The organism is Faecalicatena fissicatena (assembly GCF_016900595.1).
GTDB lineage: Bacteria > Bacillota > Clostridia > Lachnospirales > Lachnospiraceae > Claveliimonas > Claveliimonas intestinigallinarum.
Map to the genome: position 1 here is coordinate 86,241 of NZ_JACLYY010000008.1, position 26,285 is coordinate 112,525.

25 protein-coding genes are annotated in these 26,285 nt (G+C 54.7%); 21 read left to right on the forward strand and 4 right to left on the reverse strand.

The features are described from left to right. Position 1: 1 nt before the first annotated feature. Positions 2–1,864, forward strand: coding sequence for an ATP-dependent helicase (locus tag H7U36_RS09565; RefSeq protein WP_191428329.1), 1,863 nt, complete (start codon positions 2–4; stop codon positions 1,862–1,864). Here H7U36_RS09565 and H7U36_RS09570 read toward each other — a convergent pair. Further along, positions 1,861–2,160 (reverse strand): DUF1292 domain-containing protein, encoded by a 300-nt coding sequence (locus H7U36_RS09570; protein ID WP_226394164.1) that lies wholly within the window; start codon positions 2,158–2,160, stop codon positions 1,861–1,863. The two genes, H7U36_RS09565 and H7U36_RS09570, sit on opposite strands and share 4 nt — an antisense overlap. A 192-nt stretch (positions 2,161–2,352) precedes the next feature. On the opposite strand from H7U36_RS09570, the gene H7U36_RS09575 reads away from it, so the two are divergent. The 4 genes from H7U36_RS09575 (at position 2,353) to H7U36_RS09590 (ending at position 6,486) form a co-directional block, all read left to right on the forward strand. Next, positions 2,353–3,372, forward strand: coding sequence for a sugar ABC transporter substrate-binding protein (locus H7U36_RS09575; protein WP_033124545.1), 1,020 nt, complete (start codon positions 2,353–2,355; stop codon positions 3,370–3,372). A 21-nt stretch (positions 3,373–3,393) separates the two neighbouring features. Continuing rightward, a complete protein-coding gene (locus tag H7U36_RS09580; RefSeq protein ID WP_033124546.1) occupies positions 3,394–5,097 on the forward strand; it encodes an alpha-amylase family glycosyl hydrolase in 1,704 nt (567 codons plus the stop codon). Positions 5,098–5,100: 3 nt separating this feature from the next. Beyond that, complete coding sequence (locus H7U36_RS09585) at positions 5,101–5,790, forward strand: TraX family protein (RefSeq protein WP_138302666.1); 690 nt, start codon at positions 5,101–5,103, stop codon at positions 5,788–5,790. Between the two features lie 72 nt (positions 5,791–5,862). Beyond that, positions 5,863–6,486: a DUF5662 family protein gene (locus tag H7U36_RS09590; protein WP_243425724.1), complete on the forward strand. Its 624-nt coding sequence runs from the start codon at positions 5,863–5,865 to the stop codon at positions 6,484–6,486. 91 nt (positions 6,487–6,577) lie between these two features. Here H7U36_RS09590 and H7U36_RS09595 read toward each other — a convergent pair whose 3' ends face one another. Then, positions 6,578–7,057 (reverse strand): S-ribosylhomocysteine lyase, encoded by a 480-nt coding sequence (locus H7U36_RS09595; RefSeq protein ID WP_033124547.1) that lies wholly within the window; start codon positions 7,055–7,057, stop codon positions 6,578–6,580. Between the two features lie 282 nt (positions 7,058–7,339). Here H7U36_RS09595 and H7U36_RS09600 point away from each other — a divergent pair, with 282 nt between their 5' ends. The 3 genes from H7U36_RS09600 to H7U36_RS09610 are packed head-to-tail and all read left to right on the forward strand — an operon-like array spanning position 7,340 to position 9,592. Then, positions 7,340–7,975, forward strand: coding sequence for a histidine phosphatase family protein (locus tag H7U36_RS09600; protein ID WP_138302665.1), 636 nt, complete (start codon positions 7,340–7,342; stop codon positions 7,973–7,975). Between the two features lie 40 nt (positions 7,976–8,015). Next, a complete protein-coding gene (trpS, locus tag H7U36_RS09605; RefSeq protein WP_033124549.1) occupies positions 8,016–9,020 on the forward strand; it encodes a tryptophan--tRNA ligase in 1,005 nt (334 codons plus the stop codon). A gap of 47 nt (positions 9,021–9,067) precedes the next feature. Beyond that, on the forward strand, positions 9,068–9,592 hold the full coding sequence (locus tag H7U36_RS09610; RefSeq protein ID WP_205156063.1) for a hypothetical protein: 525 nt from the start codon (positions 9,068–9,070) through the stop codon (positions 9,590–9,592). A 79-nt stretch (positions 9,593–9,671) separates the two neighbouring features. Here the strand turns inward: H7U36_RS09610 and H7U36_RS09615 are convergent, their stop codons facing one another. Then, complete coding sequence (locus tag H7U36_RS09615; RefSeq protein WP_033124551.1) at positions 9,672–10,859, reverse strand: ribose-phosphate pyrophosphokinase; 1,188 nt, start codon at positions 10,857–10,859, stop codon at positions 9,672–9,674. A 122-nt stretch (positions 10,860–10,981) separates the two neighbouring features. Between H7U36_RS09615 and H7U36_RS09620 the strand changes: the two genes are divergently transcribed. The 4 genes from H7U36_RS09620 (at position 10,982) to H7U36_RS09635 (ending at position 15,446) form a co-directional block, all read left to right on the forward strand. Further along, on the forward strand, positions 10,982–12,295 hold the full coding sequence (locus H7U36_RS09620; RefSeq protein ID WP_138302664.1) for a DUF512 domain-containing protein: 1,314 nt from the start codon (positions 10,982–10,984) through the stop codon (positions 12,293–12,295). A 60-nt stretch (positions 12,296–12,355) separates the two neighbouring features. After that, complete coding sequence (gene der / locus H7U36_RS09625; RefSeq protein WP_205156064.1) at positions 12,356–13,684, forward strand: ribosome biogenesis GTPase Der; 1,329 nt, start codon at positions 12,356–12,358, stop codon at positions 13,682–13,684. Between the two features lie 5 nt (positions 13,685–13,689). Continuing rightward, on the forward strand, positions 13,690–14,337 hold the full coding sequence (plsY, locus tag H7U36_RS09630) for a glycerol-3-phosphate 1-O-acyltransferase PlsY (RefSeq protein ID WP_191493293.1): 648 nt from the start codon (positions 13,690–13,692) through the stop codon (positions 14,335–14,337). 98 nt (positions 14,338–14,435) lie between these two features. Further along, positions 14,436–15,446, forward strand: coding sequence for an NAD(P)H-dependent glycerol-3-phosphate dehydrogenase (locus H7U36_RS09635; protein ID WP_191493291.1), 1,011 nt, complete (start codon positions 14,436–14,438; stop codon positions 15,444–15,446). 301 nt (positions 15,447–15,747) lie between these two features. Here H7U36_RS09635 and H7U36_RS09640 read toward each other — a convergent pair whose 3' ends face one another. Beyond that, a complete protein-coding gene (locus H7U36_RS09640) occupies positions 15,748–16,635 on the reverse strand; it encodes a LysR family transcriptional regulator (protein ID WP_191428333.1) in 888 nt (295 codons plus the stop codon). A gap of 197 nt (positions 16,636–16,832) precedes the next feature. Between H7U36_RS09640 and H7U36_RS09645 the strand changes: the two genes are divergently transcribed. The 9 genes from H7U36_RS09645 (at position 16,833) to H7U36_RS09685 (ending at position 26,103) form a co-directional block, all read left to right on the forward strand. Continuing rightward, positions 16,833–17,672 carry a sugar phosphate isomerase/epimerase family protein gene (locus H7U36_RS09645; protein WP_033124556.1) on the forward strand — a complete coding sequence of 280 codons (840 nt, stop codon included), beginning with the start codon at positions 16,833–16,835 and terminating at the stop codon, positions 17,670–17,672. Positions 17,673–17,870: 198 nt separating this feature from the next. Next, positions 17,871–19,796 (forward strand): oxidoreductase, encoded by a 1,926-nt coding sequence (locus tag H7U36_RS09650; RefSeq protein ID WP_205156065.1) that lies wholly within the window; start codon positions 17,871–17,873, stop codon positions 19,794–19,796. A 52-nt stretch (positions 19,797–19,848) separates the two neighbouring features. Then, positions 19,849–20,724: a shikimate dehydrogenase gene (locus H7U36_RS09655; protein ID WP_033124638.1), complete on the forward strand. Its 876-nt coding sequence runs from the start codon at positions 19,849–19,851 to the stop codon at positions 20,722–20,724. 31 nt (positions 20,725–20,755) lie between these two features. Continuing rightward, positions 20,756–22,033, forward strand: coding sequence for an MFS transporter (locus H7U36_RS09660; protein WP_138302661.1), 1,278 nt, complete (start codon positions 20,756–20,758; stop codon positions 22,031–22,033). Positions 22,034–22,234: 201 nt separating this feature from the next. Further along, positions 22,235–22,909 (forward strand): response regulator transcription factor, encoded by a 675-nt coding sequence (locus H7U36_RS09665; RefSeq protein WP_205148467.1) that lies wholly within the window; start codon positions 22,235–22,237, stop codon positions 22,907–22,909. Next, a complete protein-coding gene (locus tag H7U36_RS09670; protein WP_330637082.1) occupies positions 22,906–24,258 on the forward strand; it encodes a sensor histidine kinase in 1,353 nt (450 codons plus the stop codon). Before H7U36_RS09665 ends, H7U36_RS09670 begins: the two co-directional genes overlap by 4 nt. Positions 24,259–24,366: 108 nt before the next feature. Then, entirely contained in the window at positions 24,367–24,738 is a 372-nt protein-coding gene (locus H7U36_RS09675) for a hypothetical protein (protein WP_205156066.1), read from the forward strand. A 26-nt stretch (positions 24,739–24,764) separates the two neighbouring features. Continuing rightward, entirely contained in the window at positions 24,765–25,250 is a 486-nt protein-coding gene (locus H7U36_RS09680; protein WP_033124562.1) for an RNA polymerase sigma factor, read from the forward strand. Beyond that, complete coding sequence (locus tag H7U36_RS09685) at positions 25,243–26,103, forward strand: anti-sigma-I factor RsgI family protein (RefSeq protein WP_205156067.1); 861 nt, start codon at positions 25,243–25,245, stop codon at positions 26,101–26,103. Before H7U36_RS09680 ends, H7U36_RS09685 begins: the two co-directional genes overlap by 8 nt. Positions 26,104–26,285: the final 182 nt, after the last annotated feature.

Sequence of the window (26,285 nt, forward strand, 5' to 3'; positions counted from 1 at the left end):
AATGCAGCTTAACAAGGCCCAGCAGGAGGCGGCCTGCCACAGGGAGGGACCCTGTATGGTCCTGGCGGGACCCGGCTCCGGCAAGACACTCACCATTGCGGCGAGGATTAAGTATTTAATAGAGAAATGCAGAGTAAGGCCAGAAGAAATTCTGGTCATTACTTTTACCAGATACGCGGCCCGGCAGATGAAGGAGCGGTTCGAGGGCCTTATGGCCGGCAGGAGGCTGCCCGTCACCTTCGGCACTTTTCACGGGATCTATTATGGCATCCTGAAGTGGGCCTACGGACTCACCTCAGCCAACATCCTGGCTGAGGAGGAGAAACGGGAGCTGCTGCGGCAGATCCTGACCCTGCCCCAGATGAGCCCGGACATGGAGATAGAGGACGAGAAGGACTATATGGAGAGGCTTCTCTCCGAGATGGGGAAGGTGAAGAACAGCGGGATCAGGCTTGCGGACTACGAGTCTCAGGTCAGCCCACGGCATTTCCAGGACATATGCAGGCTTTACGAGGCGAAGAAGAAGCAGATGAAAAAGATCGACTTTGACGACATGCTGCTCCTGTGCTGGAAGCTTTTTAAGACAAGGCCGGACATACTGGAGCGGTGGCAGAAGAAATTCCGCTACATCCTGGTGGATGAGTTCCAGGATGTGAACCGGGTTCAGTACGAGGTGCTCCGGATGCTGGCTCTGCCGGAGAACAATCTCTTTGTGGTGGGGGACGACGACCAGTCCATCTATCAGTTCCGGGGCGCCAGGCCGGGGATCATGCTGGGCTTTCCAAAGGATTATCCGGGGACAAGGAAAATCCTTCTGGATGTGAACTACCGGTGTACCTCCTACATCCTGAAGGGGGCGGTCCGGGTCATTGAGCACAACAAAAAGCGGTATCCAAAGAAGCTGTGCACAGTCAAGGAGAAGGGGGCGCCGGTCCATGTCCAGGAGGTGAGGGATCCCACGGAGGAGGCAAGGTACATTATCTTTGCCATACAGAAGAGGATGGAGGAGGGAGTGGCCATAAAAGACATGGCTGTTCTCTTCCGGACAAACATGGACGCCGGCATCCTGGCGGGACAGCTGATGGAGCGGCGGCTGCCCTTTTCCATGCGGGACTATGTGCGCAATGTGTTCGAGCACTTCATCGGGAGAAATATCCGCAGCTACATGGAGCTGGCCTGCGGGAAGCGGGACAGGAAATATTTCCTGGATATCGCCAACTGCCCCAAGCGCTATATCAGCCGGGAGAGCATGGAGAGGGGAGACGTCTCCTTTGAGGACCTGCGGAAGTTCTACTGTGATAAGGACTGGATGCAGGACCGCATCGACCAGTTTGAGTGGGATATCCGGATGATGGAGCGAAAGACTCCCTATGCGGCTGTCCAGTACATCCGCAAGAGGATCGGGTACGACGACTACCTCCGGGAGTGGGCGAAGGCCCGGCGCACAGGGGAGGAGGAGCTCTTCGAGATATTGGAGCAGATCCAGGAAAGCACAAAGGATTTCCAGACAATGGAGGAGTGGTTCCGCTATACCGACGAATACGGGAGAAATCTGCGGGAGCAGCAGAGGCAAAGGAGCGATGAGCGCCGCGAGGGCATTTCCCTCATGACCATGCACAGCGCCAAAGGGCTGGAGTTTGACACGGTTTTTATCCTGGGCGCCAACGAGGGCGTGACTCCCTACCGGAAGGCAAAGCTTGAGGAGGAGCTTGAGGAGGAGAGGCGGATGTTCTACGTGGCCATGACAAGGGCCAGGGAGAAGCTGGTCATCACCTACGTGAAGACAAAAAACGGAAAGGACGCGGATCCTTCCCGGTTCGTGGAGGAGCTTCTGCTTCGCCGAAAAAAGAAGAAGGACGCCTAGAAGGCGTCCAGATCTTCCTCGAATTCCTGCTCGTCCAGCCACTCGTCAAAGGCGTCGGCTGCGATTTCGTACTCCTCATCGTCCTCGATGTTCTCCAGATCCGGATTTTCCGGGTCTGTCTCAATGTAGCGGTAGATGTACACATCCCCCTCTTCTTCCCCGTTTTCATCCAGCGGAAGGAGAGCGATGTACTGACGTCCGCCTGCCTCGTAGATGGTGAGGACGGCACACTCAAGCACTTCGTCGTTGTCCAGTGTCAGTGTTACCGTGATCTCTTCATTCTGCTGTTCTCTCATGATCATTTTCTCCTTTTGCTTTTTCCTGTTTTCAGAGAGTTCCTCTGTCTTTACTCTACCAGAGAGCGGCTGCAAAAGCAAGACATATCACGAGACATATCCGTGCGATACGGGACTGGTCAAACGGTGTAAAATGTTGTAAAATACTAACTAAGTATGAAATCAAAGCGATGACATTAAGGAGGAGCATATATGAAAAACCGAAAGTTCATGGCTGTCCTTGCCATGATCCTTGTCTGTGTCCTGTCGGCGGCAGGCTGCAAGAAGAATGTGGGAAGTCCGGAGGACAACCCGGTGCAGGAGGAAGACGAAGACGGGGAGGAAGAGGACGGACAGGCTGAGGAGGAAGGATATACATTTGGCTTCAGCGCCATTGACATGGAAAATCCTTATTTTATCACTCTGGAGAATTCCATCCGGGAGGCCCTGACAGAGAGAGGAGATGAGCTGATCACCATGGATCCGGGAACCGACGCGGACACCCAGGCGTCCCAGATCCAGCAGATGATCGATGACGGAATAGACGCCATTTTCTTAAGCCCTGTGAACTGGGAGAGCATCACACCCTCCCTGCAGGCTCTTAAGGAGGCCGGGGTGAAGATCATCAATGTGGACACCCAGGTGAAGGAGATGGATTATGTGGACGCCTACGTGGGGTCAGACAATGTGGAGGCAGGCCGGATCTGCGGACAGGCCCTGCTGGAGCGCTGCCCGGAGGGCGGGAAGGTGCTGATCCTGGAATGCCCCACCCAGAACTCCATCAATGACAGGATCACCGGCTTTGAGGAGGTTATCTCCAATGCGGATCCGGGCTTTGAGGTTGTGGCCCGGGAGAACACGGACGGGAAATTTGAGAAATCCCTCGAGGTGGCGCAGTCTGCCCTGGAGGAGCACCCGGATGTGACCGCCATCATGTGCGGCAACGATCAGATCGCCGTTGGAGCCCAGACCGCAGTCAATCTGCTGGGGCTGGACAATGTGATCATCTACGGCGTGGACGGTTCCCCGGATATTAAAAAGGAGCTTTTGAAATCCGACACACAGATTGCCGGCACGGCCGCCCAGTCCCCCATCAATATGGGAAAGACAGCTGTGGAGGTGGCTCTGGCGATCCTGAACGGTGAGGACTATGAGAAGGAAAACTATGTGGAGATCATTGACATGATCACAAAGGACAACGTGGAAATGTATGGAGCAGACGGCTGGCAGTAGAGGCAGCAGGAAGGATGGACAATGACAAAAAAAGAGGGGAAACCTTTGCCGCTTGGGGCGGAGGTACGAGAGAACAAGGTTAATTTCGCGGTGGAGGCGCCGCCGGAGAAGACGTGTGAGCTCCTGCTCTACAAAAAGGGAGAAAAAGAGCCTGCACTGTGCTTTGACATGCCACGAAGGGAGGAGACGGGGGCCGTGCGTTTTCTGGCTCTGGAGGATTTCCCGGCGCAGGAGTACGAGTACTGCTACCGGATCGGAGAGGAGATGATCGTGGATCCCTATGCCAGGAAGCTTTCCGGGACAGAGAAGTTTCACGAGACGCTGGATGACACCGCTCAGACGAGGCGACCGGTCCGGGGCGTCCTCTATGTGGACGACTACGACTGGGAGGGGGATAAGCGGCCCTGCATACCCATGCACAGAGTGGTGGCCTACAGTCTCCATGTGAGAGGGTTTACAAAACACGCGTCTTCCCGCGTAAAGCACAAGGGCACCTTTGCCGGCGTTGTGGAGAAGATCCCCTATATGCTGGAGCTGGGGATCAACCAGATCCACTGCATGCCGGTGTACGAGTTTATGCCCTCCCCCAAGTACGTAAACTACTGGGGCTATGGCCCTGGCTGCTATTTTGCGCCCAAGGCGGCCTACGCGGCGGGGGACCCGGTGACTGAGCTGAAGGACATGGTCAAGACCTGCCATAAGGCGGGAATCGAGGTGATCCTGGAGATGCCATTTGAGGGGAACACGCCCAGGATCCTTATGGAAGCCTGTTTGCGCCACTATATGCTGGAGTACCACGTGGACGGTTTCATCCTCAATCCTGACGTGACTCCTGTGGAAGGAGTGTACAGCGACCCCATGCTGCGGGGCCTGAAGCTCTTAAAGCACCAGACCGGATTTCAGAATGTGATGCGCCGTTTCCTGAAGGGGGACGAGGGGATGGTGGGCGATGTGATCTACTGGCTTCGCCGTCAGGCAGGCGCGGAAGGGTTCTACAATTATATCGCCAACCAGAACGGGTTTACCCTGAACGACCTTGTCTCCTACGACGCCAAGCACAATGAGGCCAACGGTGAGAACAACCAGGATGGACCGGACTACAATTACAGCTGGAACTGCGGGGCGGAGGGCCCAAGCAGGAAAAAGGCGGTCATGGCCCTCCGGGAGGGGCAGAGAAGGAACGCCTTCTTCCTCGTGCTGCTGGCTCAGGGAACTCCCTGCATTCTGGCCGGCGATGAGTTCGCCAACACCCAGAAGGGGAACAACAACGCCTACTGTCAGGACAATCCCACAGGCTGGCTGGACTGGAGCCGCCTGGAGCGTGAGAAAAAGCTCTTCTCCTTTGTGAAGGAGCTGATCGCCCTGCGCAAAGCCCACCCGGTGCTCTCCCAGGAGAAGGAGCTGCTGGGCATGGATCAGATCAGCTGCGGCGTGCCCGATGTTTCCTACCACGGCGCCTACGCATGGCAGACCCCGTCGGAGGTGTCCAGTCGCCAGCTGGGAGTCTATTACTGCGGCAAGATGGCCGGAGATGAGGACTGCTTTGTGGCCTACAATATGCACTGGCTGGAGCATGAGTTTGCCCTTCCGGCCCTCCCAAAAGGGAAGAAGTGGTATCTGGTCGCGGACACAAAGGAGGGCATCCTGGCGGAGGAGGAGCCGCTGGAAAACCAGAGGGAGGCGCTTCTCAAAGACAGGACCATCGCCGTCTTCACAGGGCGGTAGGAGATGGAGAGGACAAAGATCAAGGAGCTTCTCCGGGCGCTGCTTCAGAGAGCCTCTGTGTTTGACTCCTTTTCTCTGAAGTGTGTTGCCATCCTCTGCATGGCGGCGGATCATACGGGGAGGATACTTTTTCCCGGGGAGGAAAATCTGATCCGCATCGGAAGGCTGGCCTTTCCCATATTTGCCTTTCTTTTGGCGGAGGGATTTTTCCATACAAGGGATAGATACAGATATCTTGCAAGACTGGGGATCTTCGCACTTTTGTCGGAAATCCCCTTTGATCTGGCCTTTTTCCAGACAGTCTGGTATCCCCAGAGGCAGAATGTGTTTTTTACCCTCTTTATCAGCGTGGCTCTGATGGCGGTGCTGGAGCGCAGCAGAGAGTGGCCGGAGCGCATCCTGGAGATCTTTATCGCTATGTGGTTTGCGGAGGCTCTCGGAGCGGACTACGGCTTTCGGGGCGTCCTACTTGTGCTGATCTTCTATATAGGGAGGGCGAGGCCCTGGGCCGGCCTGGCCCTGGCCGGCGCCTGGAATTTCCTGTGGCAGTCGGCGGTGCAGCGCTTCGGGGCGCTGGCTGTGATCCCCATTGCTCTCTACAACGGGAAAAAGGGCCGTGGCATGAAATATTTTTTCTATATATTTTACCCGGCCCACCTGCTCCTGCTCTGCCTGATCAGGTATGTGCGGTGACAGGGGCGGAAGTATTGTGAAGACGGAAGTATTGTGAAGACCGAAGTATTTTGAGAAGGAAGTATGACAAAGATGAAGGCATGGAGACATTTTCGCACGATCACTCACCACAAGATCCTTGTCATGAAGGGATGCTTTAAGCTGGGGCTGTACAGGCAGGGACTGCTCCACGACATGTCCAAGTACTCGCCCACTGAGTTTCTGGTGGGATGCAGGTATTACCAGGGGACGAGGAGCCCCAACAACGCGGAGAGGGAGGCAAAGGGCTACTCCTCCGCCTGGCTCCACCACAAGGGGCGGAACAAGCATCACTATGAATACTGGATCGATTACGGAATGAAAAAAGAGGATGGGATCATCGGTATGAAGATGCCGGCCCGGTATGTGGCGGAGATGTTCGTGGACCGGATCTCGGCCTCCAAGACCTACCAGAGGGATAAATACGAGGACTGGCACCCGCTGCAGTACTACGAGCAGGGGGCAGCTATGCTGGGGAAGATGATCCACCCTGAGACAGCGGAGCTTCTCCACGATCTTCTGAAGCGGCTGGCCCGGGATGGGGAGGAGAAGACCTACGCTTACATCAGGAATGTGGTGCTGAAAAAGGACTTTCCCTACAACAGGAAGTGGAAGCCGGGGCAGGACAGCGGGAAAAGGGAGAATTCCCACAAAGGGGAGAAGAGCTGGAACTGGTAGAAAGAGTAACATACTCAGTGGTATAATAGAAAAAGAGAGGCTGTTTTCGGCCTCTCTTCGCTGTTTTTTATGGGAGTAATGGACAGGCGGCCTACTCCGGGTAGACCAGCCTCTCCTCTGTGATGCCTTCCAGCACTTCTTTTAAATACCTGCCCGCCAGGTATTTGGCCATGGGAAGGTTCATGTCCAGATAATTGCCGCAGTCCTTCGGGGATGCCCCGGGGACTTCTCCCTCGTAGCCTGCGATAAAGGCGAACATGCTCTTCATGAGGGGGATGATGTCCTTTGACTCGTAGTCGCCGGCTAGCAGCAGGTAGAAGCCGGTGCGGCAGCCCATGGGGCCAAAGTACAGCACCCTGTCTTTGTAGTCCGGGTCGTTCCGCAGGAAGGTGGCGCCCAGGTGTTCGATGGTGTGCACCTCCGCCGTGTTCATGACGGGCTCGTCGTTGGGGCTTGTCATGCGCAGGTCAAAGGTGGTTACCACGCAGTTCCCCGCCATGTCCTTTCTGGACACATACACGCCCGGAACCAGCTTTATGTGGTCAATGGTAAAACTCGTGATCTTTTCCATGTCGAAATCATCCTTTCCAAATCGTTTTGTCCTTGAGGGCCGGATACAGCAGGCGCCTTCTTATGCCATTGCCAGGCAGAAGAGCGCTCCAAAACAGCCCTACACTTCAGTCTACCACTTTTTTCACCGATTTTCTATGGAAAAACAGCAGAGGTGTGGTATAATAATCACATCGTGATTATTATACCTGCGCATAATGCGGTTTCTGCGGAACCGCAGAAATCCGCTGCGCATCCGCCGGAGGGAGTGGCCGCGCGAAGCGAAGCTGAGGAGGCATGACAGATGAAACTATACATTGTCCGCCACGGAGAGACGGACTGGAATAAAGCGAGAAAGATACAGGGACAGTCGGATATTCCCCTCAATGAGTTTGGAAGGCACCTGGCCAGGGAGACGGCCAAGGGCCTGGCAGACATACACTTTGACCTGTGCTTTACAAGCCCTCTTTCCAGGGCCAAGGAGACGGCGCAGATCATCCTGGAGGGAAGAGACGTCCCGATTATAGAGGAGCCCCGGATCGAGGAGATGTCCTTTGGGGAGTATGAGGGGAAGTGCTGCTCCAGCGATGGATGGGAGCTGCCGGAGGAATTCCACCGCTTTTTTGACGGGCCGGATAAGTACAGGGCCCCGGCGGGCGGAGAGGATTTCGGACAGGTCAGAGACAGGACGGGGGAGTTCCTGGAGGATCTGGCGCGAAATCCCCAGTACGCGGACAAGCAGATCCTGGTCGCCACCCACGGCGCGGCCCTGGCGGGACTGCTCTGCTACATCAGAAAGGATCCCCTCTCCCGGTACTGGGGCACAGGGGTGCACAAAAACTGTGCGGTCACAGAGGTGGTCTGGGAGAATGGTGAATTTCATATTTTGTCCGAAAATGTGGTGTACTACAAAGACAAGGTAGAGCCCTGGGCGAAATAGCCGATCATAGAAATTGAAAAATACATTGGAGGATACAGACATGATCAATGACAAGAAAGTATTATTCAGCGGGATGCAGGCGACAGGAAACCTGACCCTTGGAAACTATCTGGGAGCACTGAAGAACTGGGTCACACTGAGTGACGAGTACGAGTGCTTCTACAGCGTGGTGGACATGCACTCTATCACTGTGCGCCAGGACCCGGCGACTCTGAGGAAGAGAGCCAGAGCGCTCCTCATCCTCTACATCGCGGCCGGTCTGGATCCGAAGAAGAACTGTATCTACTACCAGTCTCATGTGTCCGGACACGCGGAGCTGGCCTGGATCCTGAACTGCTTTACCTACATGGGCGAGCTGAACCGGATGACCCAGTTCAAGGACAAGGCGGCCAAGCATGCGGACAATATCAACGCCGGGCTTTTCACTTACCCGGTGCTGATGGCGGCGGACATCCTGCTCTATCAGGCAGACGTTGTGCCTGTGGGAGTAGATCAGAAGCAGCATCTTGAGCTGACGAGAGATATCGCGGAGAGATTTAACAATATTTACGGGGACGTATTCACCATTCCGGAGGCCTATATTGGAAAAGTGGGGGCCAAGATCATGAGCCTTCAGGATCCTGCAAAGAAGATGTCCAAGTCGGATGAGAACCCCAACGCCAGCATTTACCTGATGGATGATCCGGACACGATCATGCGCAAATGCAAGCGGGCCGTGACGGACTCCGAGGCTCAGATCCTCTACAGGGATGAGCAGCCGGGCGTCAAGAACCTGATCAACATCTACAGCGCCTGCACCGGAAAGACGCCGGAGGAGGTAGTGAAGGAATTTGACGGAAAGGGCTACGGCGATTTCAAGATGGCTGTGGGCGAGTCTGTTGTCTCTGTTCTGAAGCCTCTCCAGGAGGAGGCCGCAAGACTCACAAAGGACAAGGCATACATTGACGGTATTATCAAGGAAAATGCGGAGAAGGCCGGCTACTACGCCAATAAGACGCTGCGCAAGGTGCAGAAGAAAGTGGGATTTCCGGAGCGGATCCGCTAGACCGTACCCGCACTGCACAGAAGAACAAGGATACGGAGGCTTACAGGATGGCAATACAGACTGCGGGAGAGCAGAAGTATTATGATTTTATAGAGGAGAGGGCCAGGAGTCTGCGGACGGGGATGATCATCTGGATCAGTCTTCTGGCGGCAGCCCTTATCGCTATCTTCAACAGCCCGGTCATCGGGGCGGTTCTGGCTGTGGCCGGAGTCCTGCTGGCCGTGCTGAACGTGAGAAACCAGCGGGCCCTTGGCGCAAAGCTGTCAGGGATTGAGGACAAGGCGGATTTTTTTAATCAGCTGATCGCGCCTGACGCGGTGGAAATACCTGCCTTTCGCCTGCTGGTGACGAGAGAGTTTGTCCTCTCTTTCCGGTCGGATGTCTTTATCTACCGCCTGAGTGACATGGATAAGGTGGAGGTGGGACTCGGAAGAGGCGGGGAGAAGGCCCTGTTCCTCACGGACAGAAGCGGGGAAAGACACGAGATTGCAAGGAGCGCAGGAAAAGAGGACCCGGATTTTGACAGGGCCTACGAGGCTGTGCGTGAAAGGCTTGCGCCGGCACAGGAGTAAAAGTGAAAAAAGCGAATAAAAGCTCCCGGCTGTGAACAGGATCCGTTCGCAGCCGGGAGCTTTTTGCGGGCTGGCACATTTATTTTTTTTCAGCCAGCTTCTTTTTATGCTTTTCCATCAGCGCGTGGATCCTCTTTGTGGGATCCAGGACAGCTCCGATGGAGATGTCGTGGTTCATGGAATCGATGATCAGCGCGATGAATTTACTCATGTCCGCCACGACGAAATATGGCTTGTTCAGTGTCTCGGGCGGCAGATAGGTCAGGTTGGTGGTGATCAGGCGGTCGATGTAGCCCTTGTTGTAGTAGTCGTCGAAGATCTCCATACCGTTGGTGAAAAGGCCGAAGGTGGTGCAGACGAAGACTCTGGCAGCCCCTCTGTCCTTCAGCTGCTTTGCCACGTCCAGCATGCTCTCGCCGGAGGAGATCATGTCATCCACGACGATGAGATCCTTGCCCCTGACGTCGGAGCCAAGGAATTCGTGGGCCACAATGGGATTTTTGCCGTTCACGATGGTAGAGTAATCCCGCCGTTTGTAGAACATGCCCATCTCCACTCCGAGTACGTTGGAGAAGTAGACAGCCCTGTGCATGGCTCCCTCGTCCGGGCTGACGATCATCAGGTGCTCCTTGTCCACCTTCAGTTCTGGTTCTGCGCGGAGCAGCGCCTTCATGAACTGGTAGGGGGGATTGAAGTTGTCAAATCCGATGAGAGGGATGGCGTTCTGCACCCGGGGATCGTGGGCGTCAAAGGTCATGATGTTGGACACGCCCATGTCCACCAGCTCCCGCAGGGCCATGGCGCAGTCCAGGGACTCCCGCTTGGTGCGCTTGTGCTGGCGGCTTTCATATAAGAAGGGCATCAGCACATTGACCCTGTGTGCCTTCCCGTTGGCGGCTGAGATGATGCGCTTCAGATCCTGATAGTGGTCATCCGGTGACATGTGGTTCAGATGGCCGTTTACAGAGTAGGTCAGGCTGTAGTTGCACACATCCACCATTACAAAGAGATCCTTGCCCCGGACCGTCTCCCTGATGGTACCCTTTGCCTCTCCGCTCCCAAAACGGGGGCAGCGGCACTCGATGAGATAGTTGTCCATCTGATAGGAAGAAAAGACGGGAGAGCTGAGCGTCTCCTTTGAGGTGTCCTTCCGGAATTGGACGATATAGTCATTTACCTTTTGGCCCAGCTCCGTGCAGCTCTCGAGAGCCGCGATCTTTAAGGGAGCTACAGGCAAGGCATGCTCAAGTACTTTTAAATCTGACATAGGTTCCTCCAGTCATATATATTTTTCCTCTATTATTTATAGCACTTTTATGGTAAAATGGTCAACTAATCGGTCAAAATATGTTATACTTTATTAGATCAGAAATTGCAGAGGTATTGTATATGGCACACAGACATGTTATCAAGAGCATAGAGCCCGGCAGCATAGCAGATGAGCTGGGCATAGAGAAGGGGGACATCCTTGTGTCCATCAACGGTCAGGAGGTGGAGGATGTCTTTGACTATCACTTTTTCGTCAATGACGAGGAGCTTGTGCTCACCATAGAGAAGCCGGACGGCGAGGAGTGGGAGCTGGAGATCGAGAAGGACTATGAGGAGGATCTGGGCATCGAGTTCGAGCAGGGGCTCATGGATGAGTACCGCTCCTGCAGGAACAAATGTATTTTCTGCTTTATCGACCAGATGCCGGAGGGAATGAGAGATACCCTCTACTTCAAGGATGATGATTCCAGACTCTCCTTCCTGCAGGGAAACTATGTGACTCTGACCAATATGAGCGACCACGATATTGACAGGATCATCCGGTATCACCTGGAGCCCATCAACATTTCTTTCCACACGACCAATCCGGAGCTCCGCTGTCAGATGCTCCACAACCGGTTTGCCGGGGAGGCGCTGAAGAAGGTGGACAGGCTGTATGAGGCGGGGATCGAGATGAACGGCCAGATCGTCCTCTGCCGGGGCATCAACGACGGGGAGGAGCTGGAGAGGACCATCCGGGATCTGGCCGGCTACCTGCCCTATCTGCAGAGTGTGTCCGTGGTGCCGGTGGGCCTTACAAAGTACAGGGAGGGACTCTTTCCCTTAGAGCCCTTCACCCCCGAGGACGCCAGGCAGGTGCTGGCGGTGATCCGCCGCTGGCAGGATGAGCTGTACGAAAGGTGGGGGACACATTTTATCCATGCGGGAGATGAGTGGTACCTTTTGGCCGGAGAGGACATGCCCCCGGAGGAGCGGTATGACGGGTACCTGCAGCTGGAAAACGGCGTGGGGATGATGCGGCTTCTGGAAAACGAGTTTCAGGAGGCCTTTGAGAGGCTGCCAGGAGATGACCTTCCCAGGGAAGTGTCCGTGGCCACGGGCAAGCTGGCCTACCCTCTTATTTGCGGTATGGCACAGAAGCTCCAGAGCAGGTATCCCGGGACAGTGGTCCACACCTACCAGATCGAGAACCGGTTTTTCGGGGAGAGGATCACAGTGGCGGGGCTTATCACGGGGCAGGATCTGAAGGAGCAGCTGGCGGGGAAGAGACTGGGGAAGGCACTGCTTCTGCCCTGCAATATGTTCCGCAGCCAGGAGGAGGTTTTCCTGGATGACATGACCCTTGAGGAGCTGAAAGATGCTTTACAATCCGAGATAGATATTGTAAAATCAAGCGGGCAGGATTTTATTGATGCCGTGCTGAGACAACGATAAGAAAACCGGCCGCCCGGCGGCCGGGGAGCAGATAAGAAATAGCAGGAAAAGGAGAGAAATATGAGCAAACCAGTGGTGGCCGTCGTGGGGCGGCCAAATGTGGGAAAATCCACTCTATTTAACGTGCTGGCCGGTGAGAAGATCTCCATCGTAAAGGACACGCCGGGCGTGACCCGGGACCGGATTTACGCGGATGTGTCATGGCTTGACCGGGAATTTACGCTGATCGACACAGGGGGAATTGAGCCGGAGAGCAAGGATATTATCCTCTCCCAGATGCGGGAGCAGGCGCAGATCGCCATAGACACGGCGGATGTCATCATCTTTCTCACGGATGTGCGGCAGGGGCTGCAGGACGCGGACGCCAAGGTGGCGGACATGCTGCGCAGATCCGGAAAGCCGATTGTGCTTGTGGTGAACAAAGTGGACAATTTTGACAAATTCATGCCTGATGTCTATGAGTTCTACAATCTTGGCATCGGGGATCCGGTTCCCATCTCCGCCTCCTCCAGGCTGGGGCTGGGAGATATGCTGGACGCCCTGATTGCCCATTTCCCGGAGCATGCAGGGGAAGAGGAGGAGGACGAGCGGCCCAGGGTGGCCATCGTCGGGAAGCCCAATGTGGGGAAATCTTCCATCATCAACAAGCTCCTTGGAGAGCAGAGAGTGATCGTGTCGGATATCGCCGGCACTACCAGGGACGCCATTGACACGGAGATGGTCCACGACGGGAAGGAGTATGTGTTTATCGACACAGCGGGACTTCGCCGGAAGAACAAGATCAAGGAGGAGCTGGAGCGGTACAGTATCATCCGCACCGTGACAGCTGTGGAGCGGGCGGACGTGGTCCTGGTGGTCATCGACGCCACAGAGGGAGTCACGGAGCAGGATGCCAAGATCGCGGGCATTGCCCACGAGAGAGGCAAGGGTATCATCATTGTGGTGAACAAGTGGGATGCCATTGAGAAAAATGACAAGACTATGCGTGAGTATGAGAACAAGGTGCGCCAGGTTCTCTCCTTTATGCCCTACGCGGAGATCATGTACGTGTCAGCCAAGAGCGGGCAGAGGCTTCCGAAGCTGTTTGAGAAGATCGACATGGTGATCCAGAACCAGAACCTCCGGGTGGCCACGGGAGTCCTCAACGAGATCATGATGGAGGCTGTGGCCATGCAGCAGCCCCCCTCGGACAAGGGAAAGAGGCTGAAGCTCTTCTATATTACCCAGGTGGCGGTGAAGCCCCCCACCTTTGTTATCTTTGTCAATGACAAGGAGCTGATGCATTTTTCATACACCAGGTATCTGGAAAATAAAATCCGGGAGGCCTTTGGATTTAAGGGGACGTCTCTTAAATTCTTTATCCGCCAGCGGAAGGAGAAGGAGCAGTAATCATGATAGAACGAGTCATTTGTCTGGTCATTGGCTATGCCTTTGGGCTGATCCAGACCGGATATCTGTACGGAAAGACACAGCATATTGATATACGGACAAAGGGCAGCGGAAACGCGGGGACAACCAACGCCCTGCGGACTATGGGATGGAAGGCGGGAGTCATCACCCTCCTGGGGGACTGTCTCAAGTGCGTGTTCGCGGTCCTTGTGGTCCGACTGATCTTCGGGGGCACATACGGCGACATTATGCCGGTGCTGTCCCAGTACGCGGGCCTTGGAGCCATCCTGGGACACAATTATCCTTTCTATATGAAGTTTAAAGGCGGCAAGGGCATTGCGGTCACGGCCGGCATTATCATCACCACCTGGAATATCTGGATCATGCTGATCTGCCTGGCTGTATTTCTTGCCAGCGTGGCAGCCACAAAGTATGTGTCTGTGGGTTCCCTTGTGGTTGTGGTTACATATTTTATCTGCGTGGTGGTGTACGGACAGATGGGCGGATTTCATGTGGATGGAAGCCATCTTGTGGAGATGTATGTGCTGGCTGCGCTTGTGGTTGTCTCTGCCTTTTACAAGCACAGGGCCAATATCGGCCGGCTGATGAACGGGACAGAGAACAAGCTGAGCGTGGGAAAGAGCAAATCATAAGGAGCGGATAGTAACGGTCCAGTGAGCCGTCATTATAAAGAGATCATACGGCTCTGTCCCCGCCGGGATGGGCGGGCAGGCCGGGAAGGAGGAAGATTATGGCAAAAGTTGGGATTATGGGAGCTGGAAGCTGGGGGACAGCCCTCTCGCTTCTCCTCCACAAGAACGGACATGAGGTGACTGTCTGGTCTATCAATGCGGAGGAGGTGGAGATGCTCTCCCGGGAGAGAGAGCACAAGAGCAAGCTCCCGGGCGTGAAGATCCCGGAGGATATGGAATTTACCACAGACTTGGAGAAGACCGTGACGGACAAGGATTTCGTTGTCCTGGCAGTGCCCTCTACCTTTACGAGGAGTACGGCCAGGAACATGTGTCCCTTTATTAAGGAAGGACAACTTCTCGTAAATGTGGCAAAGGGCATTGAGGAGTCCACGCTCATGACCCTCTCCGAGCAGATCGAGGAGGAGATCCCCCAGGCCAACGTGGCGGTCCTCTCCGGACCCAGCCACGCGGAGGAGGTGGGACGGATGATCCCCACAAGCGTGGTAGTGGGCGCAAAGACGAAGGAGACAGCCGAGTACCTCCAGAAGATGTTCATGAACGAGGTGTTCCGTGTGTACACAAGCCCGGACATTTTGGGCATTGAGCTGGGCGGCTCCCTGAAAAATGTCATCGCTCTGGCGGCTGGAATGGCCGACGGCCTGGGCTACGGGGACAACACAAAGGCAGCCCTCATTACAAGAGGCATTCACGAGATCGCGCGGCTGGGCGTGAAGATGGGCGGAGCCCTGGAGAGCTTTATGGGGCTGACCGGCATCGGCGATCTGATCGTGACCTGTGCCAGTGTCCACAGCCGGAATCGGAAGGCGGGTTACCTGATGGGACAGGGCAAGACCATGCAGGAGGCCATGGACGAGGTGAAGATGGTGGTGGAGGGTGTCTACTCCACAAAAGCCGCTGTGGCTCTGGGAAAGAAGTACGGCGTGGATCTTCCTATCATCGAGCAGGTCAATGCCATTCTCTTCGAGGGAAAAAACGCGAAGGAGGCGGTCTACGACCTGATGATGCGCAAGGGTAAGGCAGAGCACAACGCGAAGCCGTGGAGCTAGCGACGTAATTGGAGACGTAATACTTTTCAAAAGTGTTACGTCTGGAATTAAACCAACTGGTGCATAATTGTGTATCACAGATTGGACAGAATCTATACAGCACTTGACAGCTAAAACAGAAAAAGCGAGGGTTTTCCCGCATTTTGCGGAAGAGACCCTCGCTTTTTTTGACAGATTAATTTCGGTGTGTGAGAAGAAATGTGCGACAATATAATTGTGAGTTAACACAATTATACACCAGTTAACTTAAAATGAGACGTAACACTTTTGAAAAGTATTACGTCCCCGTTTAACCGTTTCACTACACCACCGCGTGGCGCTTGACAAATGCCTTGAAGTCGTTGATGGCCGGTGCCTGGTACACGTCCTTCAGGCTGCACATGTAGAAAATCCGCTCCCAGGTGGGATTGGCGATGCGGATGATCTGGACCGGCATGTAGGAGAGGAGAGCCATGTGGGGCACCACGGCGATGCCGAAGCCGGCGGACACAAGGCCCGCCACCGCCTGATCCTCCTCCACTTCGTAGACATACTGCGGATGTCCCTTGCACTCCTTGAACAGCTTGTCAATGATGGGGCGCAGGCCGCTGCGCCTGGAAAAGCCGATGTGCGGGTAGGGCAGTGTGTCTGCCAGGTCGATCTCGTCCCGGGTGCACAGCGGATGGCCGTTGGGTACGATCAGCACCAGCTCCTGCCTGGCTACGGGGACGAATTCAATGGAGGGTTCGTTCTCCATCTTGGAGCAGAAAGCGATGTCGTATTTCCGGCTTTTCAGCCCCTCGATCATGTCCGGCGTAAGACCGGTGGAGTTGTGAAAGCGGAAATCAATGTTCTGCTTCGGGTGTTCCTTTATGTAGTTCCGCACAAGGCCGGGCACAAGCTGGGTGCTCAGCGTGCGCAGCACGGCTATGTCGATCTGCCCCTCGCCGCTGCCTGTCATCTGGAGCTTGTTCACGCTGGAGTCCAGAATACTTAAGGACTGCTCCACATCCTCCAGAAAGGCCCGGCCGCACTTGGTCAGGACCACGTTGCGCCCCTCCTTTTCAAACAGCTTAACTCCCAGCTCGTTCTCCAGGGACGAGATGGCGTGGCTGAGGCTTGGCTGAGTGATGGACAGAAGCTCCGCCGCCTTTGTATAGTGCTCCAGATGAGCAAGTGTTACAAAATACCGCAAATGATATAGGTTCATCAGGGTTCCTCCTGTGTATGTACGTATTGGATATATTTTATCATAAACTATAAATGTTTTCTATGAATTCGTATTACATTATGAATTTGTTTTTATTTTAACAATAGAATATAATAAGGGCATAGTAAATATCACAAGATTGAACCTGGAAAAAGTAAGTGAAGTGTTCAATTTTAACAACGGAAGGAGAAAAAACTATGTCAAAGAAAAATCCAATCACAGTCAGCTCATGGACATTAGGTGACCAGTGCAAATTTGAAGACCGCGTCATCGCTTCAAAAGAGGCGGGATACGAGGGCATCGGCCTCCGCGCAGAGACATATGTGGACGCGCTCGCAGAAGGGCTGCATGATGAGGACATCCTGGCAATTCTTGACAAGCATGGAATGAAGGTAACTGAGGTCGAGTACATCACAATGTGGGCAGAGGACAACCGATCCTACGAGCAGAAGTACAAAGAGCAGATCTGCTTCCACATGTGCGATCTGTTCGGTGTGAACCACATCAACTGCGGACTGATGGAGACATATTCCGTAGAGCACACAGCACAGAAGTTAAAAGAGCTCTGCCAGAGAGCCGGCAAGAGAATCATCGGCGTTGAGCCGATGCCCTACAGCGGAATCCCGGATCTGAAGAAGGCATGGGATGTTGTGAAGGCTTCCGGCGCTGAGAACGCTTACATGATCCTGGATACATGGCACTGGGTAAGAGCAGACCAGCCGTACGACATCCTGACAGAGGAGATGGCAAAGAAAGTAATCTCCATCCAGATCAACGACGCTTACGACAGACCGTATGCAAAATCCATCTTAAGAGACGAGTCCATGCACGACCGTCTGGCTCCCGGAACAGGCGCAAAGGACACGGCAGGATTTGTGAAGATGATCAAGGATGCCGGAGTAGACCCGAAGGTGATCGGCGTGGAGGTTATCTCCGACGAGATCCTGTCAAGAGGGCTGAAGGAGGCCGCTGCCTATACATATGAGAACACAGAGAAGGTGTTAAAAGAGGCATGGCCGGAAATGGTTGAAGATTAATAGAGAGTAAATTTTCTAACGCGGACATTCGGACTTATCTTTTTGACTTGTGTGGTAAAATATCGAGGTTACGTGCAATCGGAAAGATAAGTCCGATGTGCGCAGCCAAAAAAGTGTTAAAAATAAGACGGGATTGACAAGAACCTGTCAGAAAACCGCAAAGTGAAAATATGAATAGCTGAGAGTGAGGAAAAAGATATGAAATTTAAGACAATGTTCTCCCCGATCCAGATCGGGCCTATGACAGTAAAAAACCGTTTCGTTGTTCCGCCCATGGGCAACAACTTCGCCAACACAGACGGAACCTGGAGTGACCAGTCCGTAGCTTACTACTCAGAGAGGGCAAAGGGACAGTTCGGCCTGATTACCATTGAGGCCACAGTTGTGCACAACAACGCAAAGGGCGGCCCGAGAAAGCCCTGTCTCTACGATGACAACAGCATCGAGAGCTTAAAGAAGATCACAGATGCCTGTCACGCTGAGGGGGCAAAGGTTTCCATCCAGCTGCAGAACGCAGGCCCGGAGGGAAATGCGGTAAATGCAGGCGCTCCCATTGTGGCAGCTTCCGCCATCCCCTCTGTATATGGAAAGGACACACCGGTGGAGGTTCCCACAGAGACAGTGTACGAGCTCGTAAAGGGATACGGCGATGCAGCTGAGCGCGCCATGAAGGGCGGAGCCGACGCTGTGGAGATCCACATGGCTCACGGCTATCTGGTAAACTCCTTCATTTCACCGAGAACCAACAAGCGTACCGACGAGTTCGGCGGCAATTTCGAGAACAGAATGCGCTTCCCCCGCCTGATCGTAGAGGAAGTAAAGAAGAGAGTGGGCGGAAAGGTTGCCATTCTGGCGCGTATCAACAGCTCTGACGAGGTTGAGGGCGGAGACGACGTGCACGACAGCGCGGCAATCGCAGCATACCTTGAGGACTGCGGCGTGGAGGGACTTCATGTATCCCGTGCCGTTCACATCAAGGATGAGTATATGTGGGCGCCCACAGCTGTACACGCTGGATTTTCCGCTGACCTTGTAACAGAGATCAAGAAGGCCGTATCCATCCCGGTCATCACAGTAGGCCGCTACACAGAGCCATACTTTGCGGAGCTGATGGTGAGAGAGGGACGCGCGGATCTGGTGGCATTTGGCCGTCAGTCACTGGCAGATCCCCACATGCCGGAGAAGGCTATGAACGATGATCTGGAGGATATGTTCCCCTGTATCGCATGTCTCCAGGGATGTGTGGCAAACATGTACAAGGGCGAGCCGATCTGCTGTCTGGTGAACCCCTTCCTGGGACACGAGGCAGAGGGCCTGAAAAAGGCAGAAAAATCCAAGAAGGTCATGGTAATCGGAGGCGGTGTGGCCGGCATGTGCGCGGCATTTATCGCAGCCCAGAGAGGACACGATGTATCCCTCTATGAGAGCTCTGACAAGCTTGGCGGAAATATGAGACTGGCCGCTTACCCGCCGGGAAAAGGCGATATCACAAACATGATCCGCAGCTACATCGTAAGATGTGAGAAGACAGGCGTAAAGATCCACAAGAATACAACCGTTGACCTTGACTTTGTGAAGGCCGAGAAGCCGGACGCAGTGATCGTGGCAACAGGATCCCGCACACTGATCCTTCCCATCGAGGGAATCGACAACCCGGCTATCATCCACGGCTCCGACCTTCTGGACGGTAAGAGAGCTGCCGGCAAGAAAGTCCTCGTTGTGGGCGGCGGCATGGTAGGCTGCGAGACAGCTGCCTTCTTAGGCGAGCAGGAGCACGATGTGACAGTCATCGAATTCCGCGACACAGTGGGCGCTGACGTGATCCACGAGCACAGAGTATTCCTCATGGAGGACTTCAAGAACTACGGCATCAAGCAGATCACAAACGCGAAGGTGTGCAAGTTCTACGAGGACGGCGTGGCTTACGAGTCTCCGGACGGCACACAGCACGAGGTGAGAGGCTTTGACTCTGTTGTCCTTTCCATGGGCTTCAGAAACTACAATCCTTTTGCCGAGCAGCTTGAGGAGCTTGGACAGGAGGTCTATGTGATCGGTGACGCCACAAGGGCAAGGAGAGCTCTGGACGCTACAAGAGAGGCCTATGCGGCTGCAATTCAGATCTAAGCGCGACAAAAAACAGGCGCGCGGCGCGAAAATGATTGAGGAGGAAAAGATCATGGAAAAAAGAATTTCTGGACATACAGGGCTGATGGCATTATTCGGAAGCCCGGTGGGACATTCAGGATCCCCGGCAATGTACAACTTCAGCTTCCAGCACGACGGACTGGACTACGCTTACATGGCATTTGACGTGACAGTTGAGCAGATGCCCAAGGTGTTTGAGGCCATCCGCCTTTTCAAGATGCGTGGCGGAAACTTTACTATGCCATGCAAGAACATCGCGGCGGAGCTGGTGGACAAGCTGTCACCGGCCGCGGAGATCATCGGAGCCTGCAACACCTTTGTCAATGACGACGGCGTCATCACAGGACACATCACAGACGGCATCGGCTTTGTGAACAACCTGGCCCTTCACGGCTTTGACGTGAAAGGCAAAAAGGCTGTTGTTCTGGGAGCAGGCGGCGCTGCCACAGCCATCCAGGTACAGTTTGCGCTGGAGGGGGCAAAGGAAGTACATATCTTCAACATCAAGGACGACTTCTATGCGAGAGCTGAGAGCACAAAGGCCAAGCTGGCCGAGAAGTGCCCGGAATGCGTTGTCACAGTAGATGACCTGGACGACAAGGAGAAGCTGGCCGAGGCTGTCAAGGGCTGCGACATCGTGGTCAATGCCACCATCATGGGCATGAAGCCCCACGATGATGTGACACTCATCGACAAGTCCCTGTTCCGCAAGGATCTTGTGGTAGCTGACACTGTCTACAACCCGGAGAAGACAAAGATGATCCTGGAGGCAGAGGCGGCAGGCTGCAAGGCTGTCGGCGGCGTGGGCATGCTGCAGCAGCAGGGCGTTGTAAACTACGAGCTTTTTGTAGGAAAGAAGATGCCGCTGGACGAGTACAACAGGTTCCAGGCAGAGCAGGCAAAATAATATAGTTTCAACAAGAAAAGGAGTAAGAGAAGTGAAGGCGAAAAAGTATATCTTATCACTGGCAATGGTGTACATGGCTTACTTTACACATGGTATCCAGGCCATCATCCTGTCACAGAACCAGGTAAACTTCTACACCCAGTGGGGGTACACGGACGCGGTGGAAGGCGCGGCGGCCGTATCCCTTGCGATCACAGCCACCGGCTTTGGTAAAATGCTGACTGTATGGCTGGGCGGAGAGTTCTCCGACCGCATCGGACGTAAGAAAATGGCCGTTGCAGGCGGCGTGCTTTACATCATCTGCTTTGCGGGACTTCTGTTCACAGCAAGCTTCCCCATCGCATGTGTTTGCGCGTTCCTGTCAGGAGCAGCCACATCCGGCTTCTGGGATGCATCCCTCTATCCGGCAGCACAGGAGTCCGTAAAACAGAGGTATGCGGGAAGTGCCCTGATCGGCATCAAATTCTTCGTATCCCTGTCAGGTATCATTTACCCGCTGCTGGCTGTGCAGTTCTCAGCAGCAGGCAGCTGGCACATCAACATCTGGATTCCGCTTGTTATGTCCATCATTGCGGTTGTGCTTGCAGTGATCGCACCGTTTGCATACGATGATCAGATGAAAGAGACTGTAAAGACAGCAGACGGAAAGACAGAGAACGCAGCTCAGGCTGAGATCGAGGCTGCCAAGGCCAAAATGCTTGTAAAGCCAAGCGGGCTTGTAAACTTCTTCACTATGTTCTACGGCTTTGTCTGCATGTTCATCATGTACGGCGCGCAGCAGTACACAAAGGCCTTTGGAATGAGCAACTGCGGCCTGACAGAGGCCCAGGCGGCAGGTATGACATCCATCTACACAGTTGGTTCTGTCATCGCTGTTGTATTCTGGGCAGTCATGATGGGCAAGCTGCAGTGGAACCCGCTGAAGGTAGTCCTGATCGACTCCATCTTTACAGCAGTGGCTCTGGCCATCGTTCTTCTTGTGAGCAACGTGGCAGTGATCTACGTGGCCATCGCTCTTTTGGGCTTCTTCGCGGCAGGCGGAGCTCTCCAGACAGGTCTTGGCATCCGCCAGGAGATGTGCCCGGGACCGAAGGGAAGGAACACTGGTATCTACTACACATGGATGGGACTTGCAAGTTGCTTCCTGCCCTACATCGTGTCAGCCATGACAACCTCCATCGGAGAGGCAGCCGCTGTATACACAATGATGGGACTTCTTCTCGCGGCAGCAGTCATCGCGATCCTGATGATGCTCTACCTTGTTTCTCAGTATAAGAAGATCTTTGGAAAGAGCGCTCTGAGCAAATAGGACGAGAGGAATCATACATATTTAGAGTGATTTGATTGACGACCCGACGGTTTGGACATAAGACATCAGAAAAAAGAAGATAAAGGGAGAGGATCCGTCTGCTTGACGGATCCTCCTTTGTCATGTAAGGTTAAAAGAAGAGAGAGCAGGAGGGAAATAAAAAATAAAAGAAAAAACACAAGAGCGGATGGAGGGAAACGCATGCGCATTTTAATAGCAGAGGATGAGAAGAGTCTGAACAGGATACTGACCGCCCGGCTGAGGGCGGAGCACTACAGCGTGGACTCCTGCTTTGACGGGCAGGAGGCCCTGGACTATCTGGCGGGGGCGGAGTACGACGCGGTGGTGCTGGACATCATGATGCCGGTCTTGGACGGGCTCACGGTGCTCCGGAGGATCCGGGCAAGGGACAAGGCTCTGCCGGTGCTCCTTCTGACTGCCAGGGACAGCATTGAGGACCGGGTGGCAGGACTGGACGCGGGGGCCAACGACTACCTGGTGAAGCCCTTTGCGGTGGAGGAGCTGCTGGCCAGGATACGGGTCATGCTGCGAAGGCCGGAGCAGTCCGGTGAGGGAAACTGTCTGACTGTGGGGGATCTGACCCTGTGCACGGACACCCACAGGGTGACCCGGGCGGGGAAGGAGATCACCCTCTCGGGAAAAGAGTACACGCTCCTGCGGTACATGATGCAGAACCAGGGGATCGTGCTCTCCCGGGACAAGCTGGAGCAGCACATATGGAACTATGATTACTCGGGAGGCTCCAACGTCATCGACGTGTATATCCGGTATCTGCGGAGGAAGATCGACGAGGGGCACGAGAGAAAGCTGATACACACAGTTCGGGGAGCCGGCTATGTACTGAGGGCGGAATGATGAAGAGATGGTCTATCAAACTGAAGCTGACCTGCCTGTACGGGGGATTTATGATCCTCCTCATTGTGGCGGCTCTGGCCATCCTCTTTTCCCTCAGCACCCAGGAGGTTCTCTCCTCTGTGCAGTCTGATCTAAAAGAGCAGGTGCAGGGCAGCGTGGAGGAGCTGGAGGAGGAAGACGGAAAGCTGGAGGTGGACTCGGACTTCTACACTATGGAGAACGGGGTCTATCTGTCCGTGTACAGTGTGGACGGAGATTTTCTGTACGGCCGGATCCCCGCCGGCTTTGGCGGCCAGCCGGATTTTGAGCATGACATCCTGCGGACAGTCCGGGAGGGGCAGGAAACCTTCTATGTGTTTGACATGGAGCAGCGCATCCAGGGGTACGGCTCCGTCTACATCCGGGGGATTACCTCGGTCACCAGGGCGGAGAACAGCTTTACCGTGACGCTGCGGTTTGCCCTCATTCTCCTGCCTGGTCTGGCAGTGGTGATGATCCTTTTGTCCTACTTTTTTGTCAGGAGAGCTCTCTTGCCTGTCAGGAGGATCACGGATACGGTAAAGGAAATACGGGAGGAGGAGGATCTGTCCAGGCGGGTGGATCTGCCGGACGGAAAGGATGAGATCTACCATCTGGCGGACACCTTTGACCAGCTGCTGGCAGAGCTGCAGGAGGCCTTTGCCAGAGAGAGGCAGTTCACCTCGGACGTGTCCCACGAGCTTCGCACGCCGGCTGCGGTGATCCTGCTCCAGAGCGAGGAGCTGCTCGCAGATCCCTCCCTCTCTGAGGAGCAGAAGGAACAGCTGGAGGCGATCCGCAGAAAGGCCAGGGACATGTCCTCCATGATCTCCCAGCTCCTTCTTCTGTCCCGGGCAGACCAGGGGCGCCAGGCGCTGCAAAAGGAGTTACTGGACATCAGCGAGCTGACCCAGATGACAGCGGAGGAGCAGCAGCTTCTGGCGCAGGAGCGGCATATTTCCATAGAGACGGACATTGAGCCAGGGATCGTGATGGAGGCAGACGAGAGCTTTTTTATCCGGCTTCTCGTGAACCTGATCTCCAACTCCATCTCCTACGGGCGGGAGGGAGGCACTACAAAGGTGTCCCTGCGCCGGGAGGGGAAAATGGCGGTCCTTGCCGTGGCAGACAATGGCCAGGGAATTGAGGAGAAGGATCTCCCCCGCATCTGGGACCGGTTTTACCGGGCGGACGCCTCCCGCAGCGATGCCGGCCACTCTGGGCTTGGCCTTTCCATTGTAAAATGGATCGCCCTGGAGCACGGCGGAGAGGTGGCTGTGGAGAGTGAAAAGGGGAAGGGCAGCGTCTTTACCTGCAGATTTCCCCTGTAAATAAAAAAGAAAAATCCTTCGGATTTTTGAATGAAACAGAAGCGCTGGATCGTATTCATAGTGAAACAGTAAAAAACAATTTCATTTAAAAAGACGGAGGGATCAGATATGAAGAGAATTACAGCAGTGATCGGAGCAGTGGCGGCGGCAGCCATGATCGGAGGAACAGCGGTCTTTGCGGCGGGCCCCGGGTATGGCGCAGCCGGATCCGGATATGGAAGCGGCGGAAACTGCCAGGGAAGCGCTGGCTTGGCCGGGCAGAGCACACGGGTCTGCGAGTACTGCGAGCAGTATGGCGGGCATTACACGGACAGCAATGGGGACGGCATCTGCGACCACTATCAGGCCATGACAGAAGGGAATACAGTCGGCGGCAGCGGGCAGGGCAGATATCTGAGCGGACACCGGGGCGAACACCGGGGCGGACACCAGGGTGAACACGCAGGCGGACATCACCAGGCGGAGTGTATCTGGCGCTGAAAGGCAAAGTGAGGGTACGAAGGGGCATGCGCAGTGAGGAAGAGGCAAACAGGGCCATAGAGCTCTATGCGGATACTGTGAAGAGGATCTGCATGGTACATTTGAAAAACAGGGCGGACACAGAGGACATCTTTCAGACTGTCTTTCTGAAATATGTCCTCAGCTCCCAGGTCTTTGAGAGCCCGGAGCACGAGAAGGCGTGGATCATCAGGGTGACAGTGAACGCCTGCAGGGATCTTTTGAAGAGCTTTTTCCGGACAAGGACCGTGCCCCTGGACCAGCTGCCCGAGAGGGCCAAGGGTCAGAAGGAGGACTACAGCGAGCTGCTGGAGGCGGTCCTGTCCCTGCCGGAGAAATATAAAGATGTGGTGTATCTCTATTACTATGAGGGGTACAAAGCAGAAGAGATCGGCCGTCTTCTGGGGAAAAAGGTCAACACCGTTTACACACTCCTTACGAGGGCCAGACACCTGTTAAAAGAGAAGCTGGAAGGGGTGATGGACATTGAGTGAAAAATGGAGAGAGGCCTTTGATCAGGTCCGGGCCGACGAAGAGCTGAAGGAGCACACAAGGGACTATCTGCAAAAAAGAGTGTACAGCAAAAAGAGGATCGGGGGAATTCCTGTCAGGGCAGCGGTGGCGGCGGCAGCCTGCCTTGTTCTCGTGGCTCTCGCATCGGGGGGCAGCTATGTCTTTTTCACCCCTACGGCCTACATCAGCATTGATATCAATCCATCCCTGGAGCTTGGCATCAACCGGTTTGACAGGATCGTGTCCGTGGAGAGCTACAACGAGGAGGCAAAGGAGCTGCTGGATGAGTTGGACATCCGCTTCCTGCCCTACCAGGAGGGGATCCAGGAGCTTCTGGACAGCACAGGGCTGCAGGACTATCTCGCCCAGGACGGTCTTCTCTCCTTCACGGTGGCGGGAGACAGCGATGAGCAGAGCAGCCAGATACTGGATCACGTGGAGACCTGCGCCAGGGGCCACCAGAACATGCAGTGCCACTTAAGCGGCATGGATGAGATGGAGGCGGCCCACCAGGAGGGCATGTCTGTGGGAAAATACAGGGCCTACCTGGCGCTGAGGGATGTGGATCCGTCTGTGACCCTGGAGGAGGTCAGAGGGATGTCCATGCGCCAGATCCAGGAGCTGCTGGAGTCCTACGGCGTGGATCCCGAGGCGGTTCAGTCTGAAGAGGACTGTGAGAATGGCCAGACAGAGGGCAGCGGCCAGTCCGGGACAGAGGAGGATGCAGGGACCGACACAGAAGAAGACGAAGGAGAGCACGCAGGAGAGAGCGAAGGCAACAGATACCGCCATCACGGAGAAAATGAAGAGGAGGGCGGACACGGGCACCAGTGAATGTAATCCAGTGGCTGCCCGGTATGGTGAGTGCCGGGCAGCCTGCTCTTAAAGCGGATAGCGGGCAGGATAGGGTATCCAATGCGCTACAGTTTAAAAAAAATTACAAATTCTATCTTGTTTTAATCTTTCTTTAATCTTTTCTGGTTATAGTAAGTACAACAAAGGAACACAGCAATCAA